The organism is Pseudonocardia spirodelae, assembly GCF_037727765.1.
Lineage (GTDB): Bacteria > Actinomycetota > Actinomycetes > Mycobacteriales > Pseudonocardiaceae > Pseudonocardia > Pseudonocardia spirodelae.
Window position 1 is genome coordinate 72,502 of sequence record NZ_JBBJUP010000004.1, and the last position, 23,053, is coordinate 95,554.

Sequence of the window (23,053 nt, forward strand, 5' to 3'; positions counted from 1 at the left end):
GATCCTGCCGCGGGCGGACGTCGGAACCGTCGGTGGGGCGTGGTCGAATCGACGGCATGACCCGAGCAGCCCCGGAGCAGGCGTCGCCGCGCCTGGTGCGTGCGGACCCGCGCCCCGCCCCCGTCCGGGAGTGGAGCGGTGCCGCGGCGCGGGTGCTCGCGCACGACCGCGGCCCGCTGCGGGTGCTGGGCGGGCCGGGCACGGGCAAGACCAGCCTGCTGCTCGACGCGGTGGTCCGCCGGATCCGGGAGGGGGAGCCGCCCGGGTCGGTGCTGCTGCTCGTCGGGAGCCGCCGGGCCGCGGAGGAGCTGCGCGGGCGGCTCACGGCGTTGCTGACCGCGGGCGGCGGGGACCTCGCCGGGGATTTCGGCGCGCGCACCACGCGGGAGCTGCTGGTGCGCACGGTGCACTCCTACGCGTTCGGCGTGCTGCGGCTGCACGCCGCGCGGTTCGAGGACCCGCCGCCGCGGCTGCTGGCCTCGGCCGAGCAGGACGTCGTGGTCCGCGAGCTGCTCGCCGGTGAGATCGACGGGTGGGGCGGCACCGTCGCCGGGTCCGGCTGGCCCGAGCGGCTCGACCCCGCGCTGGGGCTGCCGGGGTTCGCCGCCGAGCTGCGCGAGCTGCTGCTGCGCGCGGCCGAGCGCGGCCTCGGCCCGCAGGAGCTGGCGGAGCTCGGGCGCGCCCACGGACGCGCGGAGTGGGTGGCCGCCGCCCGGTTCTTCCGGACCTACGAGGAGGTCACCCTGCTGCGGGGCGCGGCCGGGCGGGGCGCGCCGCAGGCCACCGCCCCGGCGCTGGACTCCGCCGAGCTCGTCGCCGCCGCGCTCGACACCCTCGCCGCGGACCCCGACCTGCGCGAGCAGGAGCGCCGGCGGGTGCGCCATCTGCTCGTCGACGACGCCCAGGACCTCGACCCCCAGCAGATGGAGCTGGTCGCGGCCCTGGCCGCGCACGCGGGCTCGACACTGCTCGCGGGCGATCCCGACCAGGCCGTCCTGACCTTCCGCGGGGCCGACCCGCAGGGGCTGACCGCGGTCGACTCGCCGACCGAGGTGCTCACCGTCGACCACCGCCAGGCCCCCGGGGTCCGCGCGGCCGGGCTGCGGGTCGCCGAGAAGCTGCCCGGCGCGGGTGTCACCCGGACCCGTCGTGCGCCCGACGGCGCCGCGGGCGCGGGCGGCGCGGCCGGTCCGGGCGGCGTGGCCGGGGCCGGCGAGGCCGTGCAGGTCCGCGTGTTCGGGTCGCCCTCGGCCGAGGCGGGCTGGATCGCCGACCGGCTGCGCCGCGCCCACCTCGTCGACGGCGTGCCGTGGTCGGACATGGCCGTGCTGTCGCGCTCCGCGCGCCGCACCCTGCCCGCGCTGCGGCGCGCGCTCGCCGCGGCCGGGGTCCCGCTCGCGGCACCGCCGGACGAGGTGCCGCTGCCGCGCCAGCCCGCCGTCGTCCCGCTGCTGCTGGCGCTGCGGGCGGCGTGGCGGCCCTCGACGATCGACGCCGACCTCGCGACGGCCCTGCTCACCTCGCCGCTGGGCGGCGGCGACCCGATGCGCATGCGCCGGCTGCGGCGCGGGCTGCTGCGGATGCACGCCGCGGCCGGGCACGACGTGCGCACCCACGCCGACGACGAGCGCGTCGAGGACGGCGGCGTCGACCCGGCCGCGGCGAGCAGCGACCCGCTGCTCGTGGAGATGCTGCGCGACGCCGTCGCCGGGCGCCCCGACCCGCTCCCGATGCTGTCGCCCGCCGAGGCCGCCCCGATGCGCGACGTCGGCCGCCTGCTCGACACCGCCGCTCGCTCGATCGGCGCCGGGGACCCGGTCGAGGACACGCTGTGGAAGGTCTGGCGGCGGACCGGCCTGTCGAAGCGCTGGAGCGACGCGAGCGCCCGCGGCGGGCCCGGCGGCGCGGCCGCGGACCGCGACCTCGACGCGGTGCTCGCCCTGTTCGACGCCGCGGCCCGCTGGACCGACCGTCTCCCGGGCGCCGACGTCGGCGGGTTCCTGGAGTACCTCACCGACCAGCAGCTGCCCGGCGAGACCCTCGCCCCGCAGGCGCCGCGCGCCGGCGCGGTGGAGCTGCTCACCGCGCACGGCGCCCGCGGCCGCGAGTGGACGGTCGTCGCCGTGCCGGGGGTGCAGGAGGGGCTGTGGCCGGACGTGCGGCTGCGGGGCAGCCTGCTCGGCCACGAGCGGCTCGTCGACCTCGTCGCGGGGGTCGCCGAGCCCGACGAGGCCGTGTCGCGGACCGCGCCGCTGCTCGCCGAGGAGCGGCGCCTGTTCTACGTCGCCTGCACCCGCGCCCGCACGACCCTGCTGGTCAGCGCGGTGCAGGGTGAGGACGAGCAGCCCTCGCGCTTCCTCGACGAGCTCGACCCCCGCCCCGCCGACGCCGCGGAGGCCCGGCCGGTGCACCGGCCCGAGCGGTCGCTGGTGATGGCCGAGCTCGTCGGCGAGCTGCGCCGCGCCGTGACCGCGCCGGACCACGGCGACCCGGCCCGCGCGGCACGGCGGCTCCGGGCGGCGACCCAGCTGTCGCGGCTGGCCGCGGACGGCGTCCCCGGCGCGCACCCCGACGACTGGTACGGCGTACCCGAGCTGTCCGACGGCGCCCCGCTGCGCGCCGACGGCGAGCTCGTGCCGATCTCCCCGTCCGACGTCGAGACGATCGCGGGCTGCCCGCTGCGCTGGGTGCTGTCGCGGCACGGCGGCGACGAGACCGGCGCGCTCTCGGCCGTCACCGGCTCGCTCGTGCACGCCCTGGTGCAGGCCCGCGCGGCCGGCGCCGACCCGGCCGAACTGGAGGAGGCGCTGCGTTCGGCGTGGCGGCGGCTGGACTCCGGCGCCCCGTGGTTCGGGCGCCGCGAGCTCGTCCGGGTCCGGGAGATGCTGGCCGCGTTCGACGACTGGGTCCGCCGCAGCCGGGCCGAGGGGCTGGAGCTCGTCGCCGTCGAGCACCCGGTGCAGCTCGACCTGGAGGGTGACCTGCCGGACCTGCCGCCCGGTGGCATCGGGTCGAGCGAGGGCGACGAGCCACCGGGGGCCGCGCTGCTGCCGGTCGACGGGACGCTCGGTGGTGAGCCCGCGGGCCCGGGCCGGGGCGGGGGTGCCGCGCGGGCGGCCCGGCGGGTCCGGCTGCGGGGCCGGGTCGACCGGCTCGAACGCGACGACCTCGGCCGCCCGGTCGTCGTCGACGTCAAGACCGGGAAGACGGCGACGTCGGCCCGCGCCACCGCCGAGCACCACCAGCTCGCGGTGTACCAGCTCGCGGCCTCGCTGGGTGCGTTCGACCAGCTGGTCGGCGGCGGGATCGAGCCGGGCGGGGCCCGGCTGCTGTTCCTCGCCGACCGGAAGGCGAACGGCGAGGCGAAGGAGCCGCGGCAGGACGCGCTGCGCCCGGAGGAGATGGGCCACTGGCGCGACGTGCTGATGACGTGCGCCGAGGACTCGGCCGGCGCGGTGTTCGTCGCGCGGGCCGGGCCCGACTGCGAGCGCTGCCCGGTGCGGACGAGCTGCCCCGCCGTCGAGACGGGACGGACCGTGGTGGACGGCTGACCGGCCGTGCCCCGCGGTGCCGTGCGGCCCGGCCGACCGGGTCCCCGCGGTCCCGCGCGGCGGGGTCAGCCGCTCCGGGCCCGCGCCGCCCACCGGTCCGCGACCCGGTCGATCACCAGCGCCGAGCTCAGCCCGATCGCGACCGCCGTGCAGAACCCGCCGACGGTGTCGGTGGCGTAGTGCGCCCCGATCCGCACCATGCCCGCGCCGACGGTGCCGCCGGCGAGCAGCGCGGCCGCGATCAGCGTCGTCACCGCGGGCCCGGCCCGGGCCACCGGCAGCAGCCCCACCAGCCCGACGGCGACGACCAGCCCGATCGACACGGCCCCACCGGTGTGTCCGCTGGGGAAGGCGAACCCCGCGGACGCCGTGTCGCCGATGGTGCGCCCGATCAGCGGCTTGAGCACCGTCGTCGCGACGCCGGTCAGGCCGGGCCCGGCGACGGCCAGCACCGCCAGCCGTCGCCGTCCCAGCAGCAGGGCGGCCCCCGAGAGCAGCACCGCGCACAGCACCACCGTCGGCGGGGACCCGAACCGTGTCGCGTCGGCGAGCAGGCTCGACGGCCGGTGCCCGAGCGCGTCGAGCACCGTGCCCGCGTCGCGGTCGAGCCGCCCGGCGACGGCGTCGCCCCGGTAGCGCCAGGCGAGCACCACGACGACCGCCGCGGCGAGCGCGGCGATCACCGGTGCCGGCCGGCGCAGCGGACCCAGCAGGCTCGGGGCGGCACGCACCCGGCCGAGGCTAGCGAGCGGCGGCCCCGCCGAGCCCGAGAGCGGACGCGAGCCGGCGCAGATCACCCTCCGGTGCGGCCATGCCCGGGGTCAGGACCTGCGCGCAGACGTGGTCGGCACCCGCCGCGAGGTGCTCGTCCAGCCGGGCCGCGACCTGCTCGGGCGTCCCGTGCGCGACGAGCGCGTCGATCAGCGCGTCGCTGCCCCCGTCGTCGAGGTCGGACTCGGCCCAGCCGAGGCGCTTGAGGTTGTTCCGGTAGTTGACCAGCCCCAGGTAGGGCTTCTCGACGGCCGGGCGGCCGAGCCCGCGCGCGGCCCCGGCGTCGTCGTTCAGGACGATCTTGTGCTCCGGCGCGACCAGCGGCCCCGGGCCGTAGCGCTCGCGGGTCGAGCGGGTGTGCTCGGGCGTGGTCAGGTACGGGTGCGTCCCGGCGCTGCGCTCGCGGGCCAGGTCGAGCATCCGCGGCCCGAGCGCCGCCAGCATCCGGCCCTCGACCGGGACGCCCGCCGCGTCGAGCCGGTCGAAGTAGTCGACCAGCGCCGCGTACGGGCGGGTGTAGTCGCTGGTCGCCTCCGGGTGCCCGACGCCGATGCCGAGCAGGAACCGCCCCGGGTGCCGGGCCTCGATGCGGTGGAAGGACTCCGCGACCTGCTCGGCCGGGGTCGCCCAGATGTTGACGATGCCGGTGGAGACGGTCAGCGAGCTCGTCGCGTCGAGCATCGACTCCGCGAGCGCGAGGTCCCCGGGAGGGGAGCCGCCGACCCACACCGTGGAGAACCCGAGCTTCTCGATCTCGGCGGCGAGCTCGGGGGACAGCCCCGTCTCGTGCCGCCAGACGCCGTACCGGCCGAGGGAAACACTCATGTACACGACTACCACCGCGCGGGACGGATCATTCCCGGTCCTACGATGGCCCCTCCACGACGCGAGAGGCTGGAACCGCAGTGATCGACCTCAAGGCGGCCCGACAGGACCCGGACACCGTCCGCACGGCGTTGTCACGCCGCGGTGCGTCCGCGGACTTCGACGCACTGCTCGAGGTCGACGCGCGCTGGCGCGAGGCCACCGACCACGTCGGCAGCCTGCGCGCCGCCGCCAAGCAGCGCCCCAAGGGCAGGCCGACCCCCGAGCAGGTCGAGCAGTTCAAGAAGGAGAAGGACGAGCTGCGCGCCGCCGAGGAGGCCCTCGCGGCCGCCGACGCCGAGCGCACCGAGCTGCTCGCCCGCATCCCGAACCTGCCCGACCCGACCGCCGCGGACGGCATGGCGGAGGAGGACGCGGTCACCGTCCGGACCTGGGGCGAGCCGCCGTCGTTCGACTTCACCCCGCGCGACCACCTCGACCTCGCGTCGTCCACCGGCCGGGTCGACATGGTCCGTGGCGCGCGGCTGTCCGGGTCGCGGTTCGCCTACCGCTTCGGTGACGTCGCGCTGCTCGAGATGGCGCTGTTCCGCTTCGTCATGGACAAGCTGACCGGCGAGGGGTTCGTCCCGGTGCTCGGCCCCGTCCTGGCCAACGAGAAGGCCATGTACGGCACCGGGTTCCTGCCGACCGAGGCGTCGAACCTCTACGAGCTGGAGAAGGACGGGCTGTACCTCACCGGCACGTCCGAGGTCGCGCTCGCCGGCATCCACATGGACGAGATCGTCGACCTGGCGACGCTGCCCGCGAAGTACGTGGCGTTCTCCACCAACTTCCGCCGCGAGGCGGGTGCCGCGGGCAAGGACACCAAGGGCATGTTCCGGGTGCACCAGTTCGACAAGGTCGAGATGTTCGTCTACTGCCTGCCCGAGCACTCGCGCGACGTGCACGAGCAGCTCCTCGCGCACGAGGAGTCGATCGTGCAGGAGCTGGGGCTGCCGTACCGGGTGCAGAACATCGCCGTCGGCGACCTGGGCAACCCGGCCGCGAAGAAGTACGACATCGAGGCCTGGTTCCCCGTGCAGGAGCGCTACCGCGAGATCACCTCGTGCTCCAACACCACCGACTACCAGGCGCGACGCCTCAACGTCCGGTTCCGCCGCGAGGCCGGCGCGCCGACGGAGAACGTGCACACCCTCAACGGCACCGGCGCCACCGCACGGGCGATGCTCGCGATCATGGAGAACTTCCAGGACGCGCACGGCACCGTCGCGGTGCCCGAGGTGCTGCAGCGGCACGGGGCCCCCGCGACGGTCGGGACGCCCCCGGCCTGAGCCCGGCCCGCCGGGGTGACGCGGGATACCCCGAGCCGGGGCAACCCGAACGGGTGGCCGGACGTCCACGACATCGTGGAGAACCCGGGGAGAGCCGTGTCCGCGCGCGGAGCGCGCCCGGACGCGCCCCGGCACGCCGCCGCAGGGGACGACCGGACCTCCGGCGCGGGGGCCGGCCGGACCCCGTGGCCGACCGGCCGCCGTGTGCCGGGTGGACCCGGTGCCCACCGCGCCGCGGCGCCGGTGCGTCCCCGGCCGCCGGCCGCCGCGCCCGGTCCCGTGGCCGCGCCGCCCGCACCGCGCCGGCCCGGCACCCCCGCGCCGCCGGCGGCCGGCAGCGGAGCGCCGCGACCGGCCGGTCCCGCCGCGCCGCGGCCCGGCGCCGCACCCGTCGCACGGCGGCCCGTCGCGCCGCGGCCCGGCCCCGCGGTCGTCCGGCCGGAGCGACGGGCAGCGGCACCGCCGGCCGCACCCCCGCCCGCCGCCCTCGCCACGACCTCCCGCGTCCGGCCCGTCCCCGCCGGCGCCCGCGCCCCGCGCGACGCGCGCCGCCCGGCCCGGTCCGGCGCGCCCACCGGGCTGCGCCGCCGGGTCGCGCACGGCGCCGGGGCGATGGCGCTCGTGCTCGTCGCCGTCGCCGGTCTGACCTGGACCGTCCTCGTGCCGCCGGACGGCACCGCCGACGCCGCGAACCCCGCCACCTCGGCCCTGGACAACCAGCTCCCGCCGCCACCTCCGCCGCCCCCGCCGCAGCAGTGGGAGCGGGTCGGCGGCGACGAGTTCGACGGCACCGCGGTCGACCGCGGCACCTGGACCGTCTACAACTCGCCCGGCGGTTTCGGCAACGGCCTGCGGCGCCCGTCGGCCGTCGGCGTCGGCGACGGGCTGCTCACCGTCACCGCCCGTCCGCGGGCCGCCGGCGGGGGCGTCTCCGGCGGGATCGCCATGCACGACGGGCAGCTCTACGGCCGCTGGGAGTTCCGCGCCCGCACCGACGTCGGCACCGGCTACAGCCCCGCCATCCTGCTCTGGCCGGACTCGGAGCGCTTCCCCGACGACGGCGAGCTGGACATGATGGAGATCCCCTACGGCGACCGGCACGCCGCCACCGCGTTCATCCACTACGGCGCGCAGAACCACATCCTGTCCACCGAGACGCCCGGCGATTTCACCCAGTGGCACACCTTCGCCCTGGACTGGCTGCCCGACCGGATCACCTGGTACGTCGACGGCGAGAAGAAGTGGGAGGTCACCGACCGGCGGGCCATCCCCACCACGCCGATGCACCTCGCGATCCAGCTCGACCAGGGGCCTGCCGTGAAGTGGATCCCCGGCCCGGACGCCACCACCCCCGACGAGGTGCGGCTGCAGGTCGACTGGGCACGCGTGTACGAACCCGTCGGTGGTGCCGGGTAGAACGGTCCGCGTGGACCCGACCCCCGTCGAGCTGGCCGTCGCGCTCGGCCTGCACCCGCCGACCGAGGAGCAGGCCGCCGTCATCGGCGCGCCCGCCGGGCCCGCGCTCGTCGTCGCCGGGGCGGGGGCGGGCAAGACCGAGACGATGGCGGCCCGCGTCGTGTGGCTGGTCGCGACCGGGCGGGTGCTGCCCGAGCAGGTCCTGGGGCTGACGTTCACCCGCAAGGCCGCGCAGCAGCTCGGCACCCGTGTGCGGTCCCGGCTGCGCCGCCTCGCCGGCTCCCGGCTGCTCGACGACCTCGACCCCTCCGGCGCGCGCCGCGCCGCGCTGCTGGCCGGCGAGCCGACCGTCGCCACCTACCACGCCTACGCCGGGCGCCTGGTCGGCGAGCACGCGCTGCGCCTGCCCGCGGAGCCCGCGAACCGGCTGCTCGGCCCGACGGCGGCCTGGCAGCTCGCGCACCGCGTCGTCTCCACCTGGGCGGCGGACCTGGAGATCGACCGGGTCCCGGCCACCGTCACCGGCTACCTGCTGGCGCTGGCCGGGGAGCTGGGGGAGCACCTCGTCGAGCCCGAGCAGGTCGAGCGGCTCGCCGCGCGGATCCTGCCGGTGCTCGAGCACGCCCCGCCCGGCAAGCGGCAGCGCGCGGAGCCGTCGGCCGGGTACAAGGCGCGCATCGCCGGGCAGCGGATGCGTCTGGAGCTGCTGCCGCTGGTCGCCGAGTTCGCCCGCCGCAAGCAGGCCGAGCAGGCGATGGACTTCGCCGACCAGATGGCACTGGCCGCCCGCATCGCCGAGGCCGACCCGGAGGTCGGGCGGATCGAGCGCGCCCAGTACCGGGCCGTGCTGCTCGACGAGTACCAGGACACCGGGCACGCCCAGCGGGTCCTGCTGCGCGCGCTGTTCGGGGTGCCGCCGGGGCTCGCCGCCGAACCGCCCGGCGACACCGGCGGCCACCGCTCGGTCACCGCCGTCGGCGACCCCTGCCAGTCCATCTACGGCTGGCGCGGCGCCAGCGCGGGCAACCTCGCCCGGTTCCGCACCGACTTCCCGGCCGCGGGCGGCGACCCGGCCCCCGTGCACGGGCTGCTGACGAGCTTCCGCAACCCCGCCGAGGTCCTCGTCCTGGCCAACCGGGTGTCCGAGCCGCTGCGCACCGCGCCCGGCTCGGTGCGGGTGGGGGAGCTGCGCCCGCTCGACGGCGCGGGCCCTGGCGACGTCCGCGCCGCGCTGCTGCCCGACGTCGCCACCGAGGTCGCCTGGGTCGCCGACGGCATCGCCGGGCGCTGGCACGCCGGCGCCGACGAGGGGACCCCGCCGACCGCCGCGGTGCTCCTACGGCGCCGCTCGGACATGGACGCGCTGGCCGCCGCGCTGCGCGACCGCCGCGTCCCGGTCGAGGTCGTCGGGCTCGGCGGGCTGCTGTCCACGCCCGAGGTCCGCGACCTGGTCTCCGCGCTGCGGGTGGTGTCCGACCCGCTCGCCGGGCCGGCCGCCGTCCGCCTGCTGACCGGGCCGCGGTGGCGCCTCGGCGTCGCCGACCTGGCCGCGCTGTGGCAGCGCGCCCGCGAGCTCGTCCCCGGCCGCCCCGCGCGGCCCGGGCCGCTGTCGGCCGCCGAGCTCGCACTCGGCGCGCTGCCCGGCGAGCAGGCCGAGCAGGCCGGGCTGGTCGACGCGCTCGACGACCCGGGCGGGCCCGAGCGCTACTCCCCGGCCGGGTTCGACCGGATCCGCCGGATCGGCCGCGAGCTGGGCCAGCTGCGCGCCCGTACCGCCGCGCCGCTGACCGACCTGGTCGCCGACGTCGAGCGGACCCTGCTGCTCGACGTCGAGACGATGGCCCGCCCCGGCCCGACCGGGCGGGCACACCTCGACGCCTTCGCCGACGTCGTCGCGGACTTCGCCGCGGGCGCGGACGTGCCGTCGCTGCCGGGGCTGCTCGACTACCTGGAGACCGCCGAGCAGGCCGAGGAGGGGCTCACCCCCGGAGAGGTCGAGGTCGCCCCGGACCGGGTGCAGATCCTCACCGTGCACGCCGCGAAGGGCCTGGAGTGGGAGGTCGTCGCCGTCCCGCACCTGGTCGCGCAGGTCTTCCCGGGCCGCAAGATGTCCGGCTCCTGGCTCAAGGACCCGGCCGCGCTGCCGGTGCCGCTGCGTGGCGACGCCGACGACCTGCCCGGCCTCGACCTGCCCCCGCCCGGTGCCGACCGCAAGCAGGTCGAGACCGCCCTCGACGACCACGACGACGCGCTGGACGAGCGGCGCCTCGCCGAGGAACGCCGGCTGTTCTACGTCGCGCTGACCCGGTCGGAGCGGGTGCTGCTGGCCTCGGGGCACCGCTGGCCCGCGACCGGGGAGCGGCCCAAGGAGCCCGGCGTGTTCCTCACCGAGCTGGCCGAGATCCTGGAGGGCCCCGGCGGCACCGAGGTCGGCGTCCTGGAGCGGTGGGCGCCGCCGCCGGAGGCCGACACCGGGAACCCGGCCGCGGGCGTCGAGCGGACCGCGCTGTGGCCGCCGGACCCGTTCGGCGACCGCGACGACGACGTCCGCGCCGGCGCCGACCTGGTCCGCGCGGCGCTGCGGGCCCGGCGCCCGAGGCGGCCGCGCCGCGGCGCGGCCGCCGACCAGCTCGCCCTGGAGCTGCCCGGCCCCACGGAGCCCGCCGCGGGGGTCGCCGACGCCGACGGCGACCCCGAGGGCTGGGCCGCCGACGTCGACGTCCTGCTCGCCGAGCGGGCCGCGGCCGCGCAGCGGCCCACGGTCGCGCTGCCGGGGCGGCTGTCGGTGAGCCGGCTGGTCGAGCTCGCCGACGACCCGGACGCGCTCGCCGCCCGGCTGCGCCGCCCGGTGCCGGTACCGCCCAACCCGCACGCCCGGCGCGGCACCGCGTTCCACGCCTGGCTCGAGCAGCGCTTCGGCGCCGAACGCCTCCTCGACATCGACGAGCTGCCCGGCGCGGCCGACGAGTCCGCGGCGTCGGAGGCCGACGCGACCGAGCTGGCGGAGCTGCAGGCCGCCTTCGAGGAGTCGGAGTGGGCGCAGCGGATGCCGGTCGACGTCGAGGTGGCGTTCGAGACCGTGCTGGCCGGGGTCGCGGTCCGCGGCCGGATGGACGCCGTGTTCGCCGACCCCGACGGCGGCTGGACCGTCGTGGACTGGAAGACCGGTGCCCCGCCCGCGGCGGACCGCACGCACGCCGTCGGGGTGCAGCTCGCGGCCTACCGGCTGGCCTGGGCCGCGCTGCAGGGCGTCGAGGCCCACCGGGTGCGGGCGGCGTTCCACTACGTCCGTGACGGCGTCACCCTGCGCCCGGCCGACCTGCTCGACGCCCGCTCCCTGCACGACCTGGTCGCCGGCGTGCCGTCGGGCACCGCGACCGGCCCCTGAGACGCCGCGAGCCCGCGCCCCGGGGTGTCCGGGACGCGGGCTCGGCGTACGGGCGGCCGGGGCTCAGTGCACCTCGGCCTTGGCGATGCCGGCACCGGTCAGCGACCGGACCTCCATCTCCGCGTACTTGCTGCCGTCGTGGCGCTTCTGGCCGACGTAGGTCCCGACGACACCCAGCAGGAACGACAGCGGGATCGAGACCAGACCCGGGTTGGCCAGCGGGAACCAGGCGAAGTCCGCCTCCGGGAAGATCGCGGTCTCCGCGCCGGACACGACCGGCGAGAAGATGATCAGGACCAGGGTGCTGATCAGACCGCCGTAGATCGAGTACAGGCCGCCGGTGGTGTTGAACCGCTTCCAGAACAGCGAGTACAGGATCGTCGGGAGGTTCGCCGACGCGGCGACGGCGAAGGCCAGCGCCACCAGGAACGCGACGTTCTGGTCCTTGGCCAGGATGCCGCCGACGATCGCCACGATGCCGATCACGATCGCGGTGCGCCGCGCGACCCGGACCTGGGTGGCCTCGGTGTCGGCGACCTCGCCCTTCTTGATCACGTTGATGTAGACGTCGTGCGCGAACGACGCCGACGCGGTGATCGTCAGCCCGGCGACGACCGCCAGGATCGTCGCGAACGCGATCGCGGCGATGATGCCCAGCAGCACCGGACCGCCGAGCGCGGCGGCGAGCAGCGGGGCGGCGGAGTTGACCTTGCCCGGTGCGTTGTTGATGGCCTCCGGCCCGACCAGGGCACCGGCGGCGAAGCCGATGACCAGGGTGAACAGGTAGAACAGGCCGATCAGCCAGATGGCGACCTCGACCGAGCGGCGGGCCTCCTTGGCCGTGGGCACGGTGTAGAAGCGCATCAGCACGTGCGGCAGGCCCGCGGTGCCGAGCACCAGCGCGATGCCCAGCGAGATGAAGTCGATCTTCGAGGTCAGCGACTTGCCGTACTGCTGGCCCGGGGCGAACAGGCCCTCGCCCTTGGGCGAGCCGTCCGCGGCGGCCTGCATGATCGCCGAGAAGTTGAACCCGAACAGCGACAGCGCCCAGACCGTCATGACCAGCGCGCCCGCGATGAGCAGCACCGCCTTGATCATCTGGACCCACGTGGTGCCCCGCATGCCGCCGATCAGCACGTAGGCGATCATCACGACGCCGACGACGGCGATGACGACACCCTGCGCGACCGCGCCCGAGATGCCGAGCAGCAGCGAGACCAGCGCACCGGCGCCGGCCATCTGCGCGAGCAGGTAGAAGAACGACACCGCCAGCGTCGAGGTCGCCGCGGCGGCGCGGATCGGGCGCTGCCTCATCCGGAACGCCAGGACGTCGCCCATGGTGAACCGGCCGGTGTTGCGCAGCAGCTCGGCGACCAGCAGCAGCGCGACCAGCCACGCGACCAGGAACCCGATCGAGTAGAGGAAGCCGTCGTAGCCGTTGATCGCGATCGCGCCGGCGATGCCCAGGAACGACGCCGCCGAGAGGTAGTCACCGGCGATGGCGAAACCGTTCTGGGTGCCGGAGAAGCCGCCGCCCGCGGTGTAGAAGTCCGCGGCGGTCTTCTTGGCCTGCCGGTTGTTGACGTAGAACACGATCCCGAGCGTCCCGATCACGAAGACCAGGAAGATCGAGATGTTGAGGACCGGGTTGCTGTCCGCGGTCGCCGCCAGCACCGTCGTGGTCATCGGCCCCCCTCGATCTCGTTGCGGACCTTCGTCGACAGCGGGTCGAGCGTGCGGCCGGCGAACCGGATGTAGGCCACCGTGATCGCGAACGTCGACACGAACTGCAGCAGGCCCAGGATCAGGCCCAGGTTGATGTTGCCGAGGACCGGCGTGGCCATGAAGGCCGGCGCGAAGCTGGCCAGCAGCACGTACAGCAGGTACCACGCCAGGAACCCGGCCGTGACCGGGAAGACGAACCCGCGCAGCCGCCTGCGCAGCTCCTGGAAGTCGGGGCTGGCCTGAGCGGCCGCCCAGTCGGGAGCGCCGGGCGTCGAACCGCCGGGCTGCTCGTCGGACTCGGTCGTACTCACGTATGCCTCCTTGCATGAACCCGCGCACGGCCACGGAACCGGACCCAGGAAAGGGCCTTCGGGCCGTGTGCGGAACCCCACACGCACGCCCCGTCCGAACCGAGATGCGAGCGGCCGACGACCGGGCGATCGAGCGCACCGGAGAACGACCAACGGTCTTGACGCGACCTCGCGGCTACGCTAAGTGCCTACTCGCGATCGGCCAGATGGAGCCGGAGCATCGTAGCTTCCGCGTCCGACGGAACGTGGTCGCCCAGTGACACCGCGATCATGACGACGAACGCGCAGGGCACCGACCACAGGGCCGGTTGGGCGAGCAGCATGCCCGCCGTACCGCCCAGCCCGAGCGCGGCATCCAGGGCCATCGCCCCGACCGTCGCGACCAGTCCGGTGACCATTCCGGCGTACGCGCCGCGCGCCGTCAAGCCCTTCCACCACAGTCCGAGCACGAGCAGCGGGCAGAACGTGGACGCCGCGACGGTGAACGCCGAGGTCACCGCGGCACTGACGTCGACGCGCACCATGAGCAGCGCGGCCGGGACGACGGCCGCCGAGGCGGCCAGGGCGGTGAGCCGCAGCCGGCGCAGCCCCGACGGCATGAGGTCGTGGGCCAGCGCGCCGGACAGCGCGAGCAGCAGGCCCAGCGAGGTGGCGAGGAACGCCGCGAACGCCCCGGCGGTGAGCATCGCCGTCAGGGCCGCGGCGGTGCCGCCGCCGGTGATCCGCCCGGGCAGCGTGACGATCGCGGTGTCGGTGCCCTGCGACAGGTACAGCTCGGGGGTGAGCACCGTCCCCAGCAGCCCGTAGACGATCGGGAACAGGTAGAACGCGCCCAGCATCGCGATCGTGATGGCCGCGGTCCGCCGCGCGCCGCGGCCGTCCGGGCTGGTGTGGAAGCGCACGATGATGTGCGGCAGCCCCATCGTGCCCAGCGCGGTGGCGACCAGCACCGACCACGTCGTGAGCAGCGGGGCGGTGTCGGCGGTCCCGAGCAGCGGCAGGGCCCACTCCGCGCCGCCGGGCACCGGGGCCCGGCCCCCGCCCAGCTCCGGGACCGACGCGCCGGCCGGGAACACCCAGACCTGGTCCGCCCCGGCGTGGTGCGGCCCGGGCTCCAGTGCCGTCGCGACGCCGTCGACGACGACCGTGGTCGGCTCGGTCAGGACGAGGTCGGTGTCGAGCCGGAAGTCGACCGGGGTCTCGGCGGTGAAGCGGGTGAACTCCGGCGGCGCGGCCAGGTCGGCCCGCAGCTGCGGCCCGGCGAGCAGCAGCAGCCAGATCGCCGGCCCGGCGAACAGCAGCAGCTTCAGCGCGAACTGGAAGGCCTGCACGTAGGTCGCGGCCCGCATCCCGCCCAGGGCCAGGGTCAGCCCGACCGCCAGCCCCGAGACGACGACGCCGACCCAGTAGTCGACGCCGGAGACCAGCGTCAGCAGCTGGCCGGCGGCGACGATCTGCGGCACCAGGTACAGCACCGCGATCACGACGACGACCACCGCGCAGAACCGGCGCAGCGGCCGCGACCCGAGCCGGGCCTCGGCGAAGCCCGGCACCGTCAGCGCCCCGGACCGGCGCATCGGCGCCGCGACCAGGGCGAGCATGAGCAGGTAGCCGGCGGCGAACCCGACCGGGTACCAGAGCGCGCCGGTACCCTCCTTGATGACGAGCCCGGCCACCCCCAGGAACGACGCGGCCGACAGGTACTCCCCGGAGACCGCGGCCGCGTTGAGCATCGGTGACGTCCGCCGGGAGGCCACCAGGAAGTCCGACGTGGTGCGCATCGCCGCGACCCCGCGAGCGCCGATCAGCACCGTGACCAGCAGCAGCGCGACGACCGCGGCGGCCGTCACGGGCGGTGCCCCGCGGTGTCGACCCGGTCGGCGCGGTCGCTCCGCTCGGCGCGTTCGGCCCGGCGCAGGTGCCACCAGCCCAGGACGGCGAGCAGCGGGTAGGGCAGCCACGCCACCGCGATCCAGCCGAACGGCAGCCCGCCGACCCGCCACTGCGCGAGCTCCGGCGCGAGGCGCAGCAGCACCGGCAGCCCGAACAGCAGCACCGCGGCGCAGGTCAGCGTCACCACCGCCCGGCGCAGCTGCACCCGGCGCAGCCGCCGGGCCGCCGCGGTGAGGTCCGGGTCGAGCGCGGCCGCGGCGTGCGGCCGGGGCACGACGGTGCCGCGCGCGGGCGGTGCGGTGACCGCGACCCGGCGCGGGCGGCTGCTCACGCCCGCCCCCGGCCGGGCCCGTCGTCGCCGGGGCCGTGCCGGTCGGCGAGCGCGCCGGCGGTGGCCGCGGCCATCAGCTGCTCGCGCAGGTCGCGGGCGTGGCGCCGGCTGACCGGGACGTCGCCGGCGTCGGTGTGGGCGAGCAGGCCGCCGCCCGCGTCGCTGCGCAGCTCGCGGACCGCGGGCAGGTGCAGCAGGAAGCTGCGGTGCACCCGGACGAAGCGGTGCGCGTCCCAGTGCTCCTCCAGGCGCGAGAGCGGGATGCGCACCAGGTGCGACCCGGCCGGCACGTGCAGCCGGACGTAGTCGCCGTGCGCCTCGACGAACCGGACGTCCTCGCGGCGGACGTAGCGGGTCCGGCCCGCGGCCTCCACGGGCAGCACGGCCAGCTCGTCGACCCGCGGCAGGGCCGGCCCGGCCGGTCCCGGCGGGGCCGCCGCGGCGGGACCGGCGGCGGTGCGCCCGGCGCGGGCCCGGTGGACCCGGGCGAGCGCGTCGGCGAGCCGGTCGGCGCCGACCGGCTTGAGCAGGTAGTCGACGGCGCCGAGGCCGTACGCGGCGACGGCGTGCTCCTCGAAGGCCGTCACGAACACGATCTCGGGCGGGGTGGCCATCGCGGCGAGCACGCCGCCCAGCTCCAGGCCGTCCATGCCGGGCATCGTGATGTCGAGGAAGACGGCGTCGAAGCGGCCGGTGGGGATGGCGCGCAGGGCGTCGACGGCGCCGCCCGCGCGGGCGATCTCGCCGACGTCGGGCGCGTCGGCCAGCAGCGCGCAGATCTCGTCGAGGGCGGGGGCGACGTCGTCGACGGCGAGCACGCGCAGCGGCGCACCCACCTCAGACCACCACGCCGGGCTGGAAGCGGGGGATGCGCAGCACGATCCGGGTCCCGGCGCCGGGCGCGGTCTCGACGACCAGCCCGTGGCCGGGGCCGTACACGGCACGCAGCCTGCGGTCGACGTTCACCAGGGCCAGCCCGGCGCCCCCGGCCGTCCCGGCCAGCACGGCCCGGGCGTGCTCGGGGCTCATGCCCGGCCCGTCGTCGTCGACGGTGATCACGCAGACGTCCCCCTCGGCCTCGCCGCTGACCTGCACGAGCCCGCCGTCGGCGGACCGCTCGACGCCGTGCTGCACCGCGTTCTCCACCAGCGGCTGCAGCGCGAGCACCGGCACGGGCACCGGCAGCACCTCCGGCGCCACCCGCACCTGGACCCGCAGCCGGTCGCCGAGCACGGCGCGGGCCAGGGTCAGGTACGCCTCGACCGAGCGGAACTCCCCGGCCAGCGACACGTAGTCGCCGCGGGCCAGCGAGTGCCGGATGAACTCGGCGAAGGTCTCCAGCAGGTCGCGCGCGCGGGCCGGGTCCGACCGCACGAACGAGGCGATCGTGGTCAGCGCGTTGTAGACGAAGTGCGGCGAGATCTGGGCGCGCAGGGCGCGCAGCCGGTCGGCCTCGGCCTCGGCCTCGCCGTCGGCGAGACGGGCGCGCTCCAGGGCGTCGGCGACGAACCCGGCGGCCCGGCGCGCCGCGGCCGAGCCGAGGGTGCCGCCCAGGACGAGGACGGCGCCGTCGTCGAGGGGCAGCGCGGTGCGGCCGGCCTCGGTCAGCCGCCGGCCGTGGGCACGCGCGGCGAGGGCGGCGCCGTCGTCGCGGCCGGGGCCCCACCACGTGACGGGCAGGCCCGGCCGCACCAGGCCCGCCGCGTCGGCGCCGCACAGCCCGGCCAGGCGGCGCAGGGCGTCGGCGGCGGCCGCGGAGCCGGCCGGGGCGCGCAGCCCGGCGGCGACGGCGACACCGGTCTCCAGCACCTCGGTCGGGTCGGCGGCGGGGTCCGGCGCGGCCCGGAACCGGCGGGCGCCCAGCCGGGGCCGCAGCGACGTGCGCGCAGCGCGCGTCCCGCGTTCGTGGTCCCCCTCGGCCGACACCTGAGTCAGGATAGGGCCCGCGCGGGCACCGTGGCCCCGGGCGGGCGCTAGCCTGCCCGCGTGATCGGCTCCACCCGCCTCAGCGCACTCGATCCCCACGTCGAGGGCGCGCTGCGGATGCCCGACGCCCGCTCCGGCCCGGTGCGGTCGCTGGTGACCCGTCTGGTGATCGCGGTGTTCGCGCTCGGGGCGACCACGCTGATCGTCTTCTTCGGGCGCGACGGCTACCTCGACAACAACGGCGCCGGCGAGATCTCGATGCTCGACGCGCTCTACTACGCGACCGTGTCGCTGTCGACGACCGGCTACGGCGACATCGTCCCGGTCAGCCCGACGGCCCGGGCCGTCAACATCGCCGTGATCACCCCGCTGCGGGTGCTGTTCCTGATCGTCCTCGTCGGTACGACCGTCGAGCTGCTCACCGAGCGCTCGCGGCAGTCGTTCCGGATCCAGCGCTGGAGGTCGCGCGTGCGCGAGCACACCGTCGTCGTCGGCTACGGCACCAAGGGCCGGGCCGCGGTGGAGACCATGCTGGGCGACGGCGTCGAGCCCGAGAAGATCGTGGTGGTGGACACCGACCGGACGCGCCTCGACGTCGCGTCCGGGCTGGGCCTGGTCACCGTGTCCGGCAACGCGACCCGCTCGGCGGTGCTGCGCATCGCGGGCGTGCAGCTGGCGACGACGCTGGTCGTCGCGCTGGACCGCGACGACACCGCGGTGCTGGTCACCCTGACCGCCCGCGAGCTGTCCAAGTCGATCTCGATCGTCGCGGCGGTGCGCGAGGCGGAGAACGTGCACCTGCTGCGCCAGTCCGGTGCCAGCTCGGTCATCGTCTCCGACGAGACGGCGGGACGGCTCCTGGGTGTCGCGACCCGCTCGCCCGCGGTCGTCGAGGTGGTGGAGGACCTGCTCACCCCGGACGCCGGGTTCGCGATCTCCCAGCGCCAGGTCGAGCCGTCCGAGGTCGGCGGGTCGCCCCGGCACCTGCCCGACATCGTGCTGGGCGTGGTCCGCGGCGAGCAGCTCCACCGGGTGGACTCCGCCGCGGTCGACGCGCTGGAGCGGGGCGACCAGCTGCTCTACGTCCGCAAGGCCACCCCCGCCGACGACGAGTGACCACAGCACCCTTGACCTGAAGTTGGGTTCAGGTCGCACGGTGGTCGCATGCGACCACCGACCACCCGCGGGTACGACGACCTCGCGGCCCTGATGACCCGGATGACCGGCGACGAGAAGCACGAGCCGGCCGCCACCTCCACCCTCGACGTGCTGTGGGTCCTCTACGACCGGATCCTGCGCGTCGACCCCGCCCGTGCCGACGACCCGGACCGTGACCGGTTCCTCGTCTCCAAGGGGCACGGCCCGATGGCGCTCTACGCGGTGCTGGCCGCCCGCGGGTTCCTCGACGAGGCCGCCCTCGACCGCTTCGCCGGGTTCGACTCGAACCTCGGCCACCATCCCGACCGCACGCTCGTGCCCGGGGTGGAGATCTCCTCCGGCTCGCTCGGGCACGGGCTCGGGCTCGCCGTGGGCACCGCCACCGGGCTGCGGCTGCAGGGCCGCGCCGCCCGCACCGTCGTGCTCGTCGGGGACGCCGAGCTCGACGAGGGCTCCAACCTCGAGGCGATCCAGTACGCCGGCCGCGCGGGCCTGGCCGGGCTGAGCGCCGTCGTCGTCGACAACCGGTCGGCCTCGCACGGCTGGCCCGGCGGGATCGCCGCGCGGTTCGCCGCAGAGGGCTGGGCGACCGTCGACGCCGACGGCCGCGACCACGACACGCTGGAGCGCGCGTTCCGCACCGTCCACGACGACCGGCCGCTGGCCGTCGTCGCGCACGTCGAGCCGAAGGGGAGTCCTCGATGACCGGCTTTGCTCTGCTCACCGCCACGCAGCAGCCCGCACCCACCCCGCCCGACCAGCGCGAACGGTTCTACGCGCTGCTACCCGAGCTCCTCGCGTCCGACCCCCGGGCCGTGGCGCTGCTCGCCGACATCGGCGCCGGCTACGTCGACGCCGGACCGGCCGTCGCCGACCGTGTGATCAACGTCGGCATCCGGGAGCAGCTGCTCGTCTCCGCCGCGGGCGGGCTCGCGCTGACCGGGATGCGCCCGATCGTGCACACGTTCGCGCCGTTCCTGGTCGAGCGGCCCTACGAGCAGGTGAAGCTCGACCTCGGCCACCAGGACGTCGGCGCGCTGCTGGTGTCGGCCGGCGCGTCCTACGACATGGCGGGCGCGGGGGAGACCCACTTCGGCCCGCGCGACGTGGCGCTGCTCGACACCCTCGACGGCTGGACCGTGCACGTGCCCGGGCACGCCGACGAGGCGCAGGCGCAGCTGCGCGCGGCGCTGCCCGGCGACGACCGGGTCTACGTCCGGCTCTCCGGCGCGTCCAACGCGCGGCCCTACGGGACCGGGCCGGGGATGACGGTGCTGCGGCGCGGGAACCGGGGCACGGTCGTCGCGGTCGGGCCGCTCGCGGACCGGACGCTGGCCGCCGTCGAGGACCTGGACGTGACGGTGCTGTACGCGCCGACGGTCCGCCCGTTCGACGCGGCCACGCTGCGCTCCACGCTGTCCGAGCCCGACGTGGTGCTCGTCGAGCCCTACCTCGCCGGGACCTCGGTCCGCCGCGTCGCCGAGGCCCTGCCCGACGTGCGCCACCGGGTGCTCGGGCTCGGTGTCGGGACGGCCGAGCTGCGCCGCTACGGGAGCCCGGCCGACCACGACGCCGCGCACGGTCTCGACGCCGACGGCATCCGCCGATCGGTCACGCGGTTCCTCTCGTAGGGTCGCCCGTGTGCGTCTGGCCACCTGGAACGTGAACTCGGCGAAGTCCCGGCTCCCGCGGCTGCTGCCGTGGCTCGACGAGCGGGAGCCCGACGTCGTCTGCCTGCAGGAGACCAAGCTGTCCGACGACGACTTCGGCGAGACGTTCGACGAGGCCCTGGCCGAGCGCGGCTACGCGAGCGCGCACCACGGCCAGGGCCGGTGGAACGGCGTGGCGCTGCTGTCGCGGGTGGGGCTCGACGACGTGGTGCGCGGCCTGCCCGCCGAGCCGGTCTTCACCGAGGGCGGGCTGGACGCCCCGGACGCGCGCGCCGTCACCGCCACCTGCGGCGGGCTGCGGGTGACCTCGGTCTACGTGCCGAACGGGCGCAGCCCCGAGGACCCGCACTACGCCTACAAGCTGCGCTGGCTGGCGGCGCTGCGCGAGCTCGTCGCGGCCGGGGACCCCGCGTCCGCGGTCGTCGCGGGGGACATGAACATCGCCCCGGCCGACGACGACGTGTGGGACCGCGCCCTGTTCGACGGCGCCACCCACGTCACCCCCGACGAGCGCGCCGCGCTGGACGCGCTGCTCGGGACCGGGCTGCGCGACGTCCTGCGCGAGCGCTGGCCGGACGAGCGCGTCTTCACCTACTGGGACTACCGCGCCGGACGGTTCCACCAGGACCAGGGCATGCGGATCGACCTCGTCCTCGCCGGGGACGGTCCCGCCGACCGGCGCGCCGCGGTGTGGGTGGACCGCAAGGCCCGGAAGGGGAAGTCTCCCAGTGACCACGCGCCGCTGGTCCTGGACCTCGACGAGGCCCCCGACGGCGACACGGGGCCGGTCGTCCCGCCGCCGTCCGCGCCGGCACCGCTCAGCCGCCGGGGATAGCCACTCGTCGCCGACCGGCCGTCCGTGGTGTGGTTCGAGTTGCAACGTTCGGAGTAACGCTGATAGCCCATCGAGGGTAGACCGCTACTTCCGGGGGATGACTGGCATGACTTCCACGACCACGAACAGCCCGCGCCGGATCGGCCGCACCGTGGGTGCCGCCGTCGCCACGGCCGCGCTCGTCGGGCTGACCGCCTGCGGCGCCGAGACCCCGCAGGTGCCGGGCGTCCCGACGAACCTGCCGCAGGTCCCGGGCGTCGGCGACCCGCGCCAGGCGTTCGGCGACGCCCACCAGAAGGCGCTCGGGCTCGCCGCGCTCGGCGGCCTGGGCGCCGAGCAGGGCCTCGGGCAGCAGGTGAAGGACCTCGCGCCGCAGGTGCAGGGCGAGGGCCAGCAGCTCAACGACAAGCTGCGCGGGCTCGCGTCCGCGATCGGCGTCGCCCTGCCCGACCAGCTCGCCCCCGAGGTGCAGGCCCAGGTCGACGACCTCAAGGCCCGCACCGGCGAGCAGTTCGACCAGGGCTGGCTGCAGGCCGCGAGCGAGCAGGTCGGGCAGCTGAACGACCAGACCCAGCAGCTGCTGAACGTGCCCGGCCTGCCGCCGGAGCAGCTCGACCAGGCCCGCGCGCAGCTGACGAACCTCGGTGAGCTGAAGACCAAGCTGGACGAGGCGGCGGCCGCGGCCGGCGCCGCGACCCCGGGCTCCGGCGCGGACTCCGGTGCCGCGGCCGGCGGCTCCGGCGGCGAGGCCGGCTCGGCCGCCGGCCAGGACGGCACCGCCGGTGCGGCGGGCCAGGACGGCGCCGCCGGTGCGGGTGGCGCGGGTGGCGCCGCCGGTCAGGGTGGCTCGGGTGCGCCCGCGGTCGACGCGGGCACCGGCGGCCAGGCCGCCGTCGCCGCCGACGCGGCGCTGCCGGTCGCGCTCGGCGCGGCGGGCCTGCTGCTGCTCGTCGCCGGGGCGCTCCGGCTGCGACGCGCCCGCTCCTGACCGCGGCATGAGCGTGCGGCGCCGGGGTCCGGCCGGGGGCCTGCGGGGAGCGGCCGTGCTGCTGCTCCTCGGCGCGGTCCTGCTGGGCACCGGCGCCGGGCTCGCGCTGGGGGGCGAGGTCCGCGTCGAGGCGTCCGACCTCGGCGCGGTCCCGTCGGCGACACCGGCCGCCGGCTCCGGTCCCGTCCCGGCGGCGGCCGGGCCGCTGCCCGCCGCCCGGGCGCTGCCGGTCCTGGCGCCGCCCGACCCGCCCCCGGCCGCCGCGACGCCCGACGACGCGGTGCTGCCCGGGAGCCCTGTCCCTGCCCCGGCACCGGCCGGGCCCCTCGTGCGCCCCGGGCCGCTCCTGCCCGGCCGCACCGTCCCCGTCCCGGCCCGCTCCGCCGGCCCCGCGGCCCTCGCGCCGCGGCAGCCGTGGACGGTGTCCGCCGTCTACCCGCCCATCACGACCACCGCGCCGGCGCCGCGCCCGTCGCCGGTGGTACCCGCGGTGCTCGACCTGCCCGCCCGCGGGATCAGCGCCCCCGTCGACGCCGTCGGCACCGGCCCGGCCGGCGGCATGGTCGTGCCCGAGCAGGTCCGGACGGTCGGCTGGTGGGCGCCCGGGGTGCTGCCCGGCGGCGCGGCGGGCAGTGCCGTCATCGCCGGGCACGTCGACTCGCGCACCCAGGGCGTCGGGTTCCTGTCGGTGCTGCCGCAGCTCGCCGCGGGGGAGCCGGTCGTGGTCCGCGGCGTCGACGGTCGCGGGGCGGCCTACCGCGTCGTCGCCCGCCGCGAGTACGGCAAGCACGACCTGCCCCGCGACGTGTTCCGCCGCGACGGCGACCCGCAGCTGGTCCTGATCACCTGCGGCGGGGTCTTCGACCCGGCCCGGGGCAGCTACGAGTCCAACATCGTCGTCTACGCCGTCCCGGTCGCCGCGCCCTGACCCGGC

The 23,053-nt window shown here is 76.7% G+C and carries 18 protein-coding genes; 10 read left to right on the forward strand and 8 right to left on the reverse strand.

Annotated features, from left to right (window positions below; all coding sequences use genetic code 11):
• Window positions 1-56: 56 nt before the first annotated feature.
• On the forward strand, window positions 57-3,551 hold the full coding sequence (locus WJX68_RS05975; RefSeq protein WP_340286820.1) for an ATP-dependent helicase: 3,495 nt from the start codon (window positions 57-59) through the stop codon (window positions 3,549-3,551).
• 65 nt (window positions 3,552-3,616) lie between these two features.
• Here WJX68_RS05975 and WJX68_RS05980 read toward each other — a convergent pair whose 3' ends face one another.
• A complete protein-coding gene (locus WJX68_RS05980; protein WP_340286822.1) occupies window positions 3,617-4,282 on the reverse strand; it encodes a phosphatase PAP2 family protein in 666 nt (221 codons plus the stop codon).
• A gap of 10 nt (window positions 4,283-4,292) precedes the next feature.
• Complete coding sequence (locus tag WJX68_RS05985; protein WP_340286824.1) at window positions 4,293-5,147, reverse strand: LLM class F420-dependent oxidoreductase; 855 nt, start codon at window positions 5,145-5,147, stop codon at window positions 4,293-4,295.
• 80 nt (window positions 5,148-5,227) lie between these two features.
• Here WJX68_RS05985 and serS point away from each other — a divergent pair, with 80 nt between their 5' ends.
• The 3 genes from serS (at window position 5,228) to WJX68_RS06000 (ending at window position 11,282) form a co-directional block, all read left to right on the forward strand.
• Complete coding sequence (gene serS / locus WJX68_RS05990) at window positions 5,228-6,478, forward strand: serine--tRNA ligase (protein ID WP_340286826.1); 1,251 nt, start codon at window positions 5,228-5,230, stop codon at window positions 6,476-6,478.
• Window positions 6,479-6,757: 279 nt separating this feature from the next.
• On the forward strand, window positions 6,758-7,894 hold the full coding sequence (locus tag WJX68_RS05995; RefSeq protein ID WP_340286828.1) for a glycoside hydrolase family 16 protein: 1,137 nt from the start codon (window positions 6,758-6,760) through the stop codon (window positions 7,892-7,894).
• Between the two features lie 10 nt (window positions 7,895-7,904).
• The gene (locus WJX68_RS06000) at window positions 7,905-11,282 is read left to right on the forward strand and encodes an ATP-dependent helicase (RefSeq protein WP_340286830.1); all 3,378 of its coding nucleotides are present in this window, start codon (window positions 7,905-7,907) and stop codon (window positions 11,280-11,282) included.
• Between the two features lie 63 nt (window positions 11,283-11,345).
• On the opposite strand, the gene WJX68_RS06005 is transcribed toward WJX68_RS06000, so the two are convergent.
• The 6 genes from WJX68_RS06005 to WJX68_RS06030 form a co-directional block, all read right to left on the reverse strand.
• The gene (locus WJX68_RS06005; protein WP_340286831.1) at window positions 11,346-12,968 is read right to left on the reverse strand and encodes a solute symporter family protein; all 1,623 of its coding nucleotides are present in this window, start codon (window positions 12,966-12,968) and stop codon (window positions 11,346-11,348) included.
• On the reverse strand, window positions 12,965-13,318 hold the full coding sequence (locus WJX68_RS06010) for a DUF485 domain-containing protein (RefSeq protein ID WP_340286832.1): 354 nt from the start codon (window positions 13,316-13,318) through the stop codon (window positions 12,965-12,967). Before WJX68_RS06010 ends, WJX68_RS06005 begins: the two co-directional genes overlap by 4 nt.
• A 188-nt stretch (window positions 13,319-13,506) precedes the next feature.
• A complete protein-coding gene (locus tag WJX68_RS06015) occupies window positions 13,507-15,168 on the reverse strand; it encodes a sodium/solute symporter (protein ID WP_340286834.1) in 1,662 nt (553 codons plus the stop codon).
• Window positions 15,165-15,542, reverse strand: a complete 378-nt coding sequence (locus WJX68_RS06020; protein WP_340286836.1) for a hypothetical protein — start codon at window positions 15,540-15,542, stop codon at window positions 15,165-15,167. Before WJX68_RS06020 ends, WJX68_RS06015 begins: the two co-directional genes overlap by 4 nt.
• Window positions 15,539-16,378: a LytR/AlgR family response regulator transcription factor gene (locus tag WJX68_RS06025; RefSeq protein WP_340286838.1), complete on the reverse strand. Its 840-nt coding sequence runs from the start codon at window positions 16,376-16,378 to the stop codon at window positions 15,539-15,541. Before WJX68_RS06025 ends, WJX68_RS06020 begins: the two co-directional genes overlap by 4 nt.
• A gap of 1 nt (window position 16,379) precedes the next feature.
• Entirely contained in the window at window positions 16,380-17,468 is a 1,089-nt protein-coding gene (locus tag WJX68_RS06030; RefSeq protein ID WP_340286840.1) for a sensor histidine kinase, read from the reverse strand.
• Between the two features lie 117 nt (window positions 17,469-17,585).
• Here WJX68_RS06030 and WJX68_RS06035 point away from each other — a divergent pair, with 117 nt between their 5' ends.
• The 6 genes from WJX68_RS06035 to WJX68_RS06060 all read left to right on the forward strand — a co-directional run bounded on the left by WJX68_RS06035 (window position 17,586) and on the right by WJX68_RS06060 (window position 23,047).
• A complete protein-coding gene (locus WJX68_RS06035) occupies window positions 17,586-18,584 on the forward strand; it encodes a potassium channel family protein (RefSeq protein WP_340287239.1) in 999 nt (332 codons plus the stop codon).
• A 48-nt stretch (window positions 18,585-18,632) separates the two neighbouring features.
• Window positions 18,633-19,331 carry a transketolase gene (locus tag WJX68_RS06040; RefSeq protein ID WP_340286842.1) on the forward strand — a complete coding sequence of 233 codons (699 nt, stop codon included), beginning with the start codon at window positions 18,633-18,635 and terminating at the stop codon, window positions 19,329-19,331.
• The gene (locus WJX68_RS06045) at window positions 19,328-20,257 is read left to right on the forward strand and encodes a transketolase family protein (RefSeq protein WP_340286844.1); all 930 of its coding nucleotides are present in this window, start codon (window positions 19,328-19,330) and stop codon (window positions 20,255-20,257) included. Before WJX68_RS06040 ends, WJX68_RS06045 begins: the two co-directional genes overlap by 4 nt.
• A 10-nt stretch (window positions 20,258-20,267) precedes the next feature.
• On the forward strand, window positions 20,268-21,131 hold the full coding sequence (locus tag WJX68_RS06050; protein ID WP_340286846.1) for an exodeoxyribonuclease III: 864 nt from the start codon (window positions 20,268-20,270) through the stop codon (window positions 21,129-21,131).
• A 106-nt stretch (window positions 21,132-21,237) separates the two neighbouring features.
• Window positions 21,238-22,119: a DUF4142 domain-containing protein gene (locus WJX68_RS06055; protein ID WP_340286848.1), complete on the forward strand. Its 882-nt coding sequence runs from the start codon at window positions 21,238-21,240 to the stop codon at window positions 22,117-22,119.
• Between the two features lie 55 nt (window positions 22,120-22,174).
• Entirely contained in the window at window positions 22,175-23,047 is an 873-nt protein-coding gene (locus WJX68_RS06060) for a class F sortase (RefSeq protein WP_340286850.1), read from the forward strand.
• The last annotated feature ends 6 nt before the right edge of the window (window positions 23,048-23,053 follow it).